Origin of the sequence: Amphibacillus sp. Q70, assembly GCF_052055485.1 — a bacterium.
Classification (GTDB): Bacteria; Bacillota; Bacilli; order Bacillales; family Amphibacillaceae; genus Amphibacillus.
Window position 1 is genome coordinate 1,327,738 of record NZ_CP197171.1, and the last position, 11,262, is coordinate 1,338,999.

An 11,262-nucleotide genomic window follows, 5' to 3' on the forward strand; every position below is an offset into this window, starting at 1 on the left:
GAGGTTAAAATAATGGAAATTCTAAAAATAGAACATCTGTCTAAAATTTATGGGAAAGGTGAGACAGCAGTAAAGGCACTTGATGACATTTCCTTTTCAGTAAATAAAGGGGAATTCGTTGCCATTATTGGTCCATCGGGATCCGGAAAATCAACGCTTTTGCATATGTTGGGAGGAGTAGATCACCCCACTGATGGGAAGGTATTTGTCGATAATACCGATATTTATAATTTAAATGAAACACAGTTGGCTATTTTCAGACGTAGACAAATCGGATTGATCTATCAGTTTTATAATCTGATTCCTGTTTTGACTGTTGAAGAAAACATCACACTACCGATTTTATTGGACGGGCATAAAATTGATAAAGGTCATTTTCATGATATTATCACAACGCTAGGTTTAGAGGAGCGATTGAATCATTTACCAAATCAACTTTCAGGTGGACAACAGCAGAGGGTATCGATTGGAAGGTCGCTTATTAGTAACCCCGCCCTTGTATTGGCTGATGAGCCGACTGGAAATTTAGATAGTGAAAATAGTAAGGAAATTATTGATTTACTGAAAATGTTTAATAAAACATATAATCAAACTTTAATTATGATTACCCATGATGAACGAATTGCGCTTCAAGCTGACCGAATTATAACGATCAAAGATGGGAGAATCGCCAAAGATGAGGTGGTTCGCCCATGAACATCATCAATAAATTAACATGGCGACACTTAAAGGAAAACAAGCGCAGAACACTTGTCACTATTATAGGTGTGGTTATTTCTGTTGCTATGTTGACAGCTGTTTCAACCCTTGCTGTCTCATTTATGTCATTGTTGCAAAGACAACACATCGCAGATGAAGGGGAATGGCATGTTCTTTATAAAGATGTAGATGAAGAACAATTAGCGGCTATTCACGCGGATAAAAATACTGAATCTGTTATCCTATCAAGAGATGCAGGCTATTCTGATTTAGAGGAAAGTGAAAATAGCTTTAAACCCTACTTATTTTTAAGAGAATATAATGAGGCAGGTTTTCAACAATTTCCGATTGAATTAATTGAAGGAAAAATGCCAACAAATGAAAGTGAATTGTTGATCTCAGAGCATATTACAACAGATGGCGGAATTGAATATGAAATTGGGGATACGATCACACTCGAGCTTGGTGAGCGAAAAGTTGACGATGAAGAAATGAATCAAAATACTATTGATCAATCCTATCCCTTGCAGAAGCGACCATTGAGTGAAGCATCTGATTCAAATGGGGATACAGTAGCTACGGAATTGACAGAAGAAGTGTCTGAATCCATTATAAACACAATAAGTAAGGACTTCACCATTGTCGGTATCATGGAACGCCCCGAATGGGAACCCATCTCAGCCCCAGGCTATACAGTGTTGACTCACTTACCGGAGTATTATTTTGCTGTTGAAAATGAAACGATCAATGTGTCAGTTGTCTGGGACAAGATCAGCCGATCAGCTGTGGAAAATGCTGAACAGCTAGGGGACTCACTAAATATCGAAGACTACTCTTTGAACAGTAATTTATTACGCTATTATGGCGTGATTAGTAATGAGTTTTTGCGAACAACTTTTTATTCCTTAGTCGGTATTCTCATGGCTGTTATTATGATTGGTTCTATGTCATTAATCTATAATGCGTTTGCTATTTCTGTTTCAGAACGTTCGCGTTATTTAGGGATGTTATCAAGTGTTGGAGCAACGAAAAAGCAGAAGCGTAACTCGGTATTCTTTGAAGGGGCTATTATTGGGCTAATCAGTATTCCGCTCGGTGTTATTAGTGGATTAGTCGGAATAGGAATCACCTTTCATTTTATTAATTCACTATTGCAAGATTTATTAGAGATAACAGAAGAGCTTACTATCGTCGTTACACCCTTATCGATTGTCATGGCATGTCTCGTCTCGTTGTTGACGATTTTTATGTCAACCTACATCCCAGCTAGAAGAGCATCTAGAGTATCAGCTATTGATGCGATCAGGCAGACAATGGATATTAAAATGACAAGGAAAAAAGTAAAAACATCGCGACTTGTTCGTAAACTATTTGGCATTGAAGCAGAGTTCGGCTTGAAGAATTTGAAAAGAAACAAGCGCAGATATTTTGCCACGGTATTTTCTCTAGTCATTAGTATTGTTTTGTTTTTAACTGTCTCATATTTTACTGATCAACTTAAACAATCATCCAACTATTTTGTAGATGACTTCAATCATGATATTGAGATCACATCTTGGATAAGTGATGGTGGTGAACATCAATTTAGTGACTCCTTTATTCGTTCAATCACGTCGATGGATGAAGTGACAGAGTATAGTTTTATCCAAGCGGTAGATTTAAAAACAGCATTGTCCGAAAATCAAGTCCCGGATCAATTAAATGAATTTGTTGAAGATGGCGAGTACGAGTCACCTATCAATTTGTATGTTTTAGATAAAGAAAGTTTACAGCAATATGCTGAGGAAATAGGTATAAATGATACACAGTTAACAGAAGAAGATAAAATGACAGGAATTATCATTAATAAGGCGATGGCTATTGGTGAAAAACGAGGGGAATCAGAGGCAGTTCAAATGAGTCCTGGGGAATCCCTTGAAGTAGTCTATGAGGATTATTGGCAAGGAGAGAAAGAAACCGTGCTAGGTGATATAGAAATTGTTGCTTTGACAGATAAACTTCCACTTGGTGTTCAGCTGCGCCATCAAGGCCAACTATCGATGATTGTTTCTCCTGAAACATTTGCCCAATTAAACGGAAATGATCAAATTAGTGAAGCAACTTATGGTTTGTACCTAACAAGTTCAGAACCTTTGGTCATACATGAGAAGTTGATCGAACTAGTTGATAATAATATGCATATCACCAATTATCATAAAATAAGACAAGAGGAAGAACAAATTGTATTGTTGATGTCAGTATTCATATATGGCTTTATTACGTTGATTACGGCTATTTCTGTTGCTAATATATTCAATACCATTTCGACCAGTATATCACTTAGAAAAACAGAGTTCGCCATGCTTAAATCTGTCGGGATGACTCCTAAAGGTTTCAATAAGATGATTAACTATGAAAGTATTTTTTATGGGATCAAATCATTATTGTATGGCTTACCGATTAGTGTGGCTGTTATGTATGCCATTTACGAGGCGATGATGCTATCGTTTGATTACCCATTTCGTCTGCCATGGTTAAGCATGTTGTATGTAGTGATTGCGGTATTCCTGATTGTCAGTTCAGCCATGCTCTATTCTGGTTCAAAAGTGAAAAAAGAAAATATTATTGAAGCTTTGAAGCAAGAAAATATTTAGGAACTAAAAGATAGGTTGCCGGATTAGTTTATAGAAAAAGTGTAGAATATTTATAACTACATTAGCTTAATTTTATGAGATGATATAAAACACCTCCATAATAGTAATACTTTAAACAAGTATATTTATCGGAGGTGTTTTTGTGTGAAAAAATATATCCATGTGTATTTAATAGGTTTGTTTAACTAATAGTAAATACTTTTCCCTTCATCTCTATACTATAAATACTCTTTTGAAGAGACAACAGGTCAAATACAATATTATTTAAGTCCAAGTAATTAAAATAATAGTCTTTTCTAGTGTGAGGCTAGAATTTAACATGATTTTCGTATCATGAGTTCTGTAGGAAAATAATAATTACTAGTTTCTTTTTCTGGAGTATTAATTTTCTCTATAATTAAACTTGCTGCTTTTTCCCCCATTAGCTTAGAGGGTTGTTTTATTACGGAAAGGGGTGGATCAGTAATGATAGCCCACTCGTAATCATCAAATCCAATAATAGATACATCTTCAGGTATTTTCACCCCATTTTCCTTAAAATAGGTTATTGCTCCTATTGTCATCAAGTTATTTGCCACAAATATTGAATCAACTATCTCCTGCTCATATAATTCTTTGGCTAGTAGATAACCACTTTTGAATTTTGAATCCCCATTTTTTATTAGAGAACTTTTAACATCAATGTCATGATCTTCAAGAGCACTAACATATCCCTCTATACGCTCTTTAGTAGTACTTATATTTGGCGTTCCAGCTATCAACGCAATTTTTTTACAGCTTTTTTGTATTAAATAAGTGATTGCCTCATAGACAGCAATTTTATTTTTAACAGCTATAACATCATGGGGGACTCCTTTTGGTTTCCGATCAATAAATACAGTTGGAATATCATATTTAATATATGGTTTTATTTCAGCATAGTTTTCCGCACTTGAAGCAATGATTAATCCTTGTACTAATTGCGCATTAAAAGTTTTAATTTGTTCAATTTCTGATGAAACAAGTTCGTCAGAATTACTAACTAACAGCTGATAGCCTTCTTTTCTTAAAGTGCTTTCAATTCCTTGAATAAGGGATGTAAAGAAATAATTCGAAATATCAGGCAATATGACTCCAATTATATTTGTTTTTTGTCTCCTTAGATTTCGCGCTGTATAATTTGGTGTGTAATCTAATTTTTCCATTGCTTCTTGAACTCTTTGTTTTGTCTCTTCTGACACAAACCTTGTTCCATTAATCACATGTGATACTGTTGCTGTAGAAGTTCCAGCTAATTGAGCTACTTTTTTCATAGTTTTAGACATTTTAACATCATCCATTTCAAGTAATCGATTACGTAGATAGGTAAATTTAAAATAGCCTACTTATATTAAAATGTCAAATTTAATTATTTAATCTAAAAATATGAGGTCATATTTTTAACAAAATTCAAGTTTCTTGAGTCAAAAACAAATTGTATAAAGTTAGAGTTAATAAAAAATTAAAAGCTACCTTTTTAAAAGCTTTGTCAGTTTTTGAATTTTAATAAATTATAATTATGGAATTGACTTATTGACAAAAAAATTGTTACGTAGTAATATTTGAGGTAATCGATTACGTAAACGATTACTAACTATGAATATATTAGTTTATAATTTCATTTTTAAAATAGTTAATGTCTATTAGACCAGGTGAATGAAGGCTTTAGAATAACAATAGAAAGAGGGATGCCATGAATGTGATGAGGTTACATTAATACATGGTAGAGTCGCAAGCAAAATTAATGAAGTATCGAAATAGTTAATGTTCTGTGGAATCGAAGAAAAGTGAAAAGCCCTTTTTGATCTATAGCTTAAAATCATGTGTCGAATTTATCCTGGAAAATAAAGGACTTTAACTTATCGCTCTATTAGTTTTTATAATGTGGTAAGACTTTTAGAATTAAAAAATCTATTAAATAAAATTAATAGATATATACTGTCATAAATTTGAAAGCGATTCAGTATTTTATCTTTGATTTTATTACATGAATCATTTTTATTAATTGAAATTTTATATTGAATAGACTATTTATTTTTAAGTTTATATTTAAGATGGTAATTAGAGGTTTTTTAATTCTGATTGAAATATATAGTAAAAGACGAAATATCTTTAAAGGAGATGAAATAAATGGATGTCCAACTCTGGCAAATAGTAATTGTTGTATTGTATGGGTTTTTTATTAATTATGACAAGAATGGAACAATGATTGGAACTTCCCAGCCAGTTACAGCAGGTCTAATTGTTGGACTTGTTTTAGGAGATTTACAAACAGGTCTATATATTGGGGGAACACTTCAATTAATGACTCTTGGGATTTCAAGTTTTGGAGGCGCGTCTGTCCCCGATTATCAAACAGCATCTTTAGTTGGAACCTATGTTGCCATTACCACAGGTCAATCAGCCTCTTTGGGAATTACTTTAGCTATCCCAGTGGCGATGTTAATGGTACAACTAGATGTTTTAAAATGGGTAACAAATATCTATTTGCAAAATAAAGCGGAAAAGTTTGCAGATGAAGGCAAATTTAAGAAGATTGAATGGATGCATCTTCTAGGTGTGTTTAATACAATGTTAACTTCAGGAATTCCAGTTACTTTAACAGTTATAGTTGGCCCAACAATTGTTGAGCAGATTGTTCAATATATTCCTGATTGGTTATCCAGTGGTTTAGATGTTGCTGGAGGTTTATTGCCTGCTTTAGGTATTGGTTTGCTATTACGTTATCTCCCGGCAAAAGATTACTTTGGATATTTGATTATAGGTTTCGTTGCGGCAGTTTATCTTGACATTCCAATCTTAGGTGTTGCACTTGCAGGAGCAGCATTTGCGTTAATTTTATTCAAAAAAAATATAAATTCGCAACAAGTACAGACTGTTGGGGGGATGGATGAAAATGAATAACGAAAAACCAGTAGATAATAAAACTAAAAACCGTGTTTTACTTCGTTGGATGCTAAACGGTGGAGCATCTTTGAATTACGAAAAGATGATGGGGTTAGCTTATACTTACTCTATGATGCCTTTCCTAAAAGAAAATTATAAAGATGATCCTGAAAAAATGAAAGCAGCGGTAAAAACACACTTGCAATTTTTTAACACAAGTCCTTATGTTGCTCCTTATGTAATGGGTGTGAATTTAGGAATAGAGGAGAAAGAAAAGGAAAAATCGTTAGATACTGTAGCAGCTCTGAAAACGGGGCTTATGGGTCCCTTAGCAGGGTTAGGAGATAGCTTGTTTGTAGTTATTCCATGGACTATATTTGGTGCAATAGCTGCAAATATGGCATTAGAAGGAAGTGCCATTGGTATAGCTATGTGGTTAATTGTAACTTGGGTTTTAAAACTTGTAGGTATTCCTTTATATAAAGGCGGGTTAAAATCTGGAACTCGGTTATTAGAAACTCTTGAGACAAAAATGAAGGCATTTACGGAAAGTATTGCTGTTTTAGGTTTGATGGTAGTAGGAGCTTTAATCCCAACAGTAGTAAATGCTGACCTGGCGTTTCATTTTCAACAAGGCTCTCTAGAAATGTCTGGTAAGGAAATTCTAGATAGTATTATGCCTGGATTAATACCTGCGGCAATGGTCTTTCTTGTGTATTTCCTATTAGGGAAAAAAGTGAAACCAGTTTATATTATATTCTTAATTCTAATTTTATCTGTTGTTCTCTACGTATTAAATATTCTGGAGTAGAGAAACAGTTTAACTATGGTGGGGAATCAATAATTTTCTAAAGATTCATTTTCATGATGAAATCATTTAACACAGTAAATGATTTCAAGAAGATTTATCTATATTAACAAAATGATGGAGTAAAAGTTCTGATCTTCAACAATAATAAGTAACTCTTTAGACCTTTATCGTGTTAAGGTGTAGTATAAAAAAAGATTTAATTTTTACAATAAAACTTTCGTAGAAGGAGGTTATCATAATGAAAGGTATTATTCATATTAGAGTTGATGATCGACTTATTCATGGTCAAGTAGCAACTCAATGGGTAAATCATCTAGGGGCAACCCGAATTATGGTAATAAATGATGAAATAGCAACAAATGATATACAAAAAAGAGCTTTGAGAATTGCAGCACCACCAAATGTAAGCTCCTCAATCATAACAAAACAAACGGCTGCGACTAATATTTTATCTGGCAAATACGATGGGCAAAAGGTATTGATTGTTTTAAAATCGCCTAATGATGTGGTTGATTTATTGAATTTAGGCCTGAATATTAAAAAGATTAATTTAGGAAATCTTTCTGTACGTGAAGGGACGCATCGCATTCTTCCGACGATAAGTGTTACAAATGAAGAAGAAGAGTCTCTGAAAGAACTAATTAATAAGGAAATAGAAGTTACAGCAATTATGGTGCCTGGAGACAGTAAAGTATATGTTAAGGATATTCTATAAGTTGTGTTTATATCCAGATTAGGGAAAGCATATTAAAATGGGCTAATAAAAAAACAATTATGCCCATTTGATGCTTTTTCTATGGACAAAAAGCTATTGCAATATTAATTGTAAGTATTATTTTAAATAATACTTTATAATTAAATGTCACTATAGGGTAGTGACTTTGAGAAAGACTAATTTTTGATAATTTTGATCACTCGAAAAGCGAGAGGTGTGATAGGAAATGTTTGAAATAATTATAGCTACACATGGTCCATTAGCTTCATCTCTAGTTAAAACTTTAAATTTTTTCTTTCCTGATACTCAAAATGTACACCCAATAGCCATTGACGATAAGGGAATTGAATGCTTTTCTGAAAAAATAAATCAATTGTTTTTAGAGGTAAAGGATAAGGATGTATTAATTTTTACAGATTTACTCTATGGAACACCTTTTAATGAAGCAGCAAAAAATATTAATTTGATAGAAGGAAATTCTGAAATATTAGCGGGTATTAATTTGCCAGCATTGGTAGAGGCAGTCAATTTTCAAAAACAAGATAAAGATCTTATTCAATCTCTCCCCGCTATTCGTGATGCAGCTGTATTACAATCATATAGTGAGAGCATAGCTCTTTTAAATGGAAAAGAAGATGATGAATGAAACAATTAAGTGAAGCCAATCAATTATTTAATTGTTTTACAGGAAGCTTACGATATAATTTCCACATTTGTCCTAAAAGTGGTTGGTCAAATGATCCTAATGGTCTAATTTTCTTTAAGGGATACTATCATATTTTCTTTCAATGCAATCCATTCAAGACTGATAATTCAACAATTTATTGGGCTCATTTAAGAAGCAAAGACTTAATTTCTTGGGAATGGCTTCCGTTTGCATTAGCACCAGACAAAACATATGATTTAGATGTGTCAAGTCCAAAATCTTGTGTAATAACCTATAGCTATCTCTGTAGTTACTTGAGAGGGGGGTAGCTTTTCCTGTCCTCGCCATGGCGAGGTCAGGAAAAGCGTTACATTTAATTCTCCCCCGGGGCATAGTCTCTTAAAAATTTTCGCTTCGTCTTCTGAAATCCTTCGTGGATATCCATCAAAACGGCACCGATAAGTCGGACAGCTGAATCTATATTCGGAAAGATCCCAATGACTCTTTCCCTACGCCGTATTTCTCTATTGACTCGCTCTAAACTGTTTGTCGTCCTTAGAGAGACATGATAGCCCGTGGGTTCTTGGATGAATTGTAGGGCATCATCAAAACCGGCTTCTAACTTCTCGATGACCGCTGTGTACTTCGGATTTCCCTCGACTGTCTTTATAAAGTTTGTCTTCAATTCTCTGGCATGGGCCAGGGTATCGGCATAAAAGATTTGTTTTAAGGCTGTCCGTTCAGCTTGACTGTTTTTCTTCGGCATCACATCCGTTAGATTGCGTAAGAAATGGGTGGTACAACGCTGCCATGGACAGTTCAAAAAGTCTTCTTTAATCGCTGCTTTCAATCCAGAATGCGCATCAGAGATGATGAGCTTGGGTTTCTTCAAACCACGCGCTCGTAAGTCCTGAAAGAAGCTTGTCCAAGCTGCCTTTGATTCCTCTTCTGAAACCATAAATCCAATAATCTCACGTCTATTCTCTGACGTCACCCCTTGCGCAATATAGACACCTTTAGATACCACACGATGATTCTCTCGCACTTTAATATACATGGCATCGACATAAACATAGGCATAGTATTTATGGTGAAGGGCGCGCTCTCTAAACGATGCCACCTCAGGATCTAGACGTTTGAGAATATCAGAAGCAAATGAACGAGAGACGCCTTCCCCACAGAGGGTCTCAACAATTTTAGTGACCTTTCGGGTCGATACACCACTCACGACAGATTCCACTAATGTCAGAACAAGCGATTGATCCATACGTTGATACTTCTCGAATAACTTTGTTGAAAAGGCACCAGAGCGTGTCCGAGGGACTTTCAGCGTGATTCGCCCGATAGGTAGTTTATAATCTCTTTCGTAATAGCCATTCCGCATGTCTTGGCGAAGTGCATGGCGTTCTCGTGAGTCGGCTTGGACATAGGCATCACGCTCCGCCTCCATGTAGGCATTAAATACAGCGACTGCCAGTCCTTTAGTTGCCGAATTTAAGTTGCTCGATAAAATTTCCTCTGTTAATTTGTCCATATCTAGGGTAAAATTTAATTGAGTCATTTCAGTTCTCTCCTTTTCAATGGTTGGTTGGTAACTACATTGTACTATAGGAGAGCTGATTTGGCTCTTTTTCTTTATTACACAATTATATAGCCTTAATCTTTAGATGGATGCTTTTCTGGAAGTGCAATTGAATATAATGAAACACTTTTTCTTTTCTATACAGGTCATAAGAACCTCGAAGAAGATTATATAGAAACTCAATGTATGGCGTTTAGTAAAGACGGTATTGATTTCCATAAAAGTAGTGAGAATCCCGTCATTTCTGCTACTCCTCAAAATAATAGTTATCGTTTTCGTGATCCCAAAGTGTGGAGAGATAATGAGAAATTTTACATGGTTATCGGTGGTGAAAGTTTAGATGAAAGGGGACAAGTTCATCTATATAATTCCTATAATTTAAATGACTGGAATTATCAAGGTATTCTGGTTAAATCTTTGGAAGGCGAAGGCAACATGTGGGAATGTCCAGATTTTTTTTGGCTCAATAATACACCTATCCTAATAACTTCCCCTAAAGGGATTAAGAGGCGAAAGAAAAGTTTTGATAGTATTTATTTAACAGGAGCTTTTGATTCTTCAAAAATGTGTTACACAGATTATACAATTAGAAGTTTAGACCATGGGGCAGATTTCTATGCTCCACAGACCTTTTTAGACAATAAGAATAGAAGGATCTTATTGGGATGGTTTGGTATGCCAGGAGAACAAGAAAAGGAAGCGGATGTATTTTCTCAATTAGGTGCTTTGACTTTGCCAAGAAAGCTAGAATATAAAGATAACAAATTATTTATGAAACCAGTTGAAGAATTATCTAATCTTAGAAAACACGTTAAAAACAAATTGCAAATTACTAGGGATACAGTATTAGAAGGTACAACTCCGGAAGAGTGGATATTTGAACCTAATACTATAAATAGTTCTTTTGCTATTTCTTTAAAGGATTCAGAAGATAATTATTTTGAAATTACTTATTCATCGAATGATAAGAGATTGACATTGAGATTAAAAGATCAATATAAAGAAGATAAGCAAGAAATTCAATCAGAGAACATTTCAGAACTACGCTTATTTCTTGACAATGGTCTAACAGAATTATTTGTAAACTATGGAGAATTTGTTTTTACAAATAAATGGTTATCGAAAGATAACTATAAATGCTCTATGAATGGGACATTGAGTGTTTGTAGCTATTCATTGAAGAATCTCAAAATGCATAATCCAGTGTTTTAAATAAATAGATTATAGAAGTGTTAAAAAGGAAGTCTATGTGATTTCTTTTGAATTGCATAA

General features: G+C 34.3%; 10 protein-coding genes and 1 pseudogene. 9 read left to right on the forward strand and 2 right to left on the reverse strand.

Going from position 1 to position 11,262, the window contains the following annotated elements; translation table 11 throughout:
* The first annotated feature begins 12 nt into the window (after window positions 1-12).
* Window positions 13-696, forward strand: coding sequence for an ABC transporter ATP-binding protein (locus ACS127_RS06060; protein ID WP_440897531.1), 684 nt, complete (start codon window positions 13-15; stop codon window positions 694-696).
* A complete protein-coding gene (locus tag ACS127_RS06065; protein WP_440897532.1) occupies window positions 693-3,332 on the forward strand; it encodes an ABC transporter permease in 2,640 nt (879 codons plus the stop codon). The genes ACS127_RS06060 and ACS127_RS06065 overlap by 4 nt, the downstream gene beginning before the upstream one ends.
* Before the next feature lie 314 nt (window positions 3,333-3,646).
* Here the strand turns inward: ACS127_RS06065 and ACS127_RS06070 are convergent, their stop codons facing one another.
* The gene (locus tag ACS127_RS06070; protein ID WP_440897533.1) at window positions 3,647-4,651 is read right to left on the reverse strand and encodes a LacI family DNA-binding transcriptional regulator; all 1,005 of its coding nucleotides are present in this window, start codon (window positions 4,649-4,651) and stop codon (window positions 3,647-3,649) included.
* Between the two features lie 829 nt (window positions 4,652-5,480).
* On the opposite strand from ACS127_RS06070, the gene ACS127_RS06075 reads away from it, so the two are divergent.
* The 5 genes from ACS127_RS06075 to ACS127_RS06095 all read left to right on the forward strand — a co-directional run bounded on the left by ACS127_RS06075 (window position 5,481) and on the right by ACS127_RS06095 (window position 8,737).
* Window positions 5,481-6,254 carry a PTS mannose/fructose/sorbose/N-acetylgalactosamine transporter subunit IIC gene (locus ACS127_RS06075; protein WP_440897534.1) on the forward strand — a complete coding sequence of 258 codons (774 nt, stop codon included), beginning with the start codon at window positions 5,481-5,483 and terminating at the stop codon, window positions 6,252-6,254.
* Entirely contained in the window at window positions 6,247-7,047 is an 801-nt protein-coding gene (locus tag ACS127_RS06080) for a PTS system mannose/fructose/sorbose family transporter subunit IID (protein WP_440897535.1), read from the forward strand. Before ACS127_RS06075 ends, ACS127_RS06080 begins: the two co-directional genes overlap by 8 nt.
* Before the next feature lie 238 nt (window positions 7,048-7,285).
* Window positions 7,286-7,762: a PTS system mannose/fructose/N-acetylgalactosamine-transporter subunit IIB gene (locus tag ACS127_RS06085; protein ID WP_440897536.1), complete on the forward strand. Its 477-nt coding sequence runs from the start codon at window positions 7,286-7,288 to the stop codon at window positions 7,760-7,762.
* Between the two features lie 226 nt (window positions 7,763-7,988).
* Complete coding sequence (locus ACS127_RS06090; protein WP_440897537.1) at window positions 7,989-8,408, forward strand: PTS sugar transporter subunit IIA; 420 nt, start codon at window positions 7,989-7,991, stop codon at window positions 8,406-8,408.
* Window positions 8,405-8,737: a hypothetical protein gene (locus ACS127_RS06095; protein ID WP_440897538.1), complete on the forward strand. Its 333-nt coding sequence runs from the start codon at window positions 8,405-8,407 to the stop codon at window positions 8,735-8,737. Before ACS127_RS06090 ends, ACS127_RS06095 begins: the two co-directional genes overlap by 4 nt.
* Before the next feature lie 44 nt (window positions 8,738-8,781).
* Here the strand turns inward: ACS127_RS06095 and ACS127_RS06100 are convergent, their stop codons facing one another.
* Window positions 8,782-9,969, reverse strand: coding sequence for an IS256 family transposase (locus ACS127_RS06100; RefSeq protein WP_440895396.1), 1,188 nt, complete (start codon window positions 9,967-9,969; stop codon window positions 8,782-8,784).
* 117 nt (window positions 9,970-10,086) lie between these two features.
* Here ACS127_RS06100 and ACS127_RS06105 point away from each other — a divergent pair.
* Window positions 10,087-10,758: pseudogene (locus ACS127_RS06105) on the forward strand (glycoside hydrolase family 32 protein); the annotation flags it as partial.
* Window positions 10,759-10,761: 3 nt separating this feature from the next.
* On the forward strand, window positions 10,762-11,202 hold the full coding sequence (locus tag ACS127_RS06110; protein WP_440898088.1) for a GH32 C-terminal domain-containing protein: 441 nt from the start codon (window positions 10,762-10,764) through the stop codon (window positions 11,200-11,202).
* The last annotated feature ends 60 nt before the right edge of the window (window positions 11,203-11,262 follow it).

Excerpts from the sequence above, each read along its gene's own strand:
- ACS127_RS06110 (WP_440898088.1), top strand. The coding sequence starts at position 10,762 with ATGAAACCAGTTGAAGAATTATCTAATCTTAGAAAACACGTTAAAAAC.
- ACS127_RS06070 (WP_440897533.1), bottom strand. The coding sequence starts at position 4,651 with ATGGATGATGTTAAAATGTCTAAAACTATGAAAAAAGTAGCTCAATTA.
- ACS127_RS06095 (WP_440897538.1), top strand. The coding sequence starts at position 8,405 with ATGAAACAATTAAGTGAAGCCAATCAATTATTTAATTGTTTTACAGGA.
- ACS127_RS06075 (WP_440897534.1), top strand. The coding sequence starts at position 5,481 with ATGGATGTCCAACTCTGGCAAATAGTAATTGTTGTATTGTATGGGTTT.
- ACS127_RS06090 (WP_440897537.1), top strand. The coding sequence starts at position 7,989 with ATGTTTGAAATAATTATAGCTACACATGGTCCATTAGCTTCATCTCTA.
- ACS127_RS06100 (WP_440895396.1), bottom strand. The coding sequence starts at position 9,969 with ATGACTCAATTAAATTTTACCCTAGATATGGACAAATTAACAGAGGAA.
- ACS127_RS06065 (WP_440897532.1), top strand. The coding sequence starts at position 693 with ATGAACATCATCAATAAATTAACATGGCGACACTTAAAGGAAAACAAG.
- ACS127_RS06085 (WP_440897536.1), top strand. The coding sequence starts at position 7,286 with ATGAAAGGTATTATTCATATTAGAGTTGATGATCGACTTATTCATGGT.
- ACS127_RS06080 (WP_440897535.1), top strand. The coding sequence starts at position 6,247 with ATGAATAACGAAAAACCAGTAGATAATAAAACTAAAAACCGTGTTTTA.
- ACS127_RS06060 (WP_440897531.1), top strand. The coding sequence starts at position 13 with ATGGAAATTCTAAAAATAGAACATCTGTCTAAAATTTATGGGAAAGGT.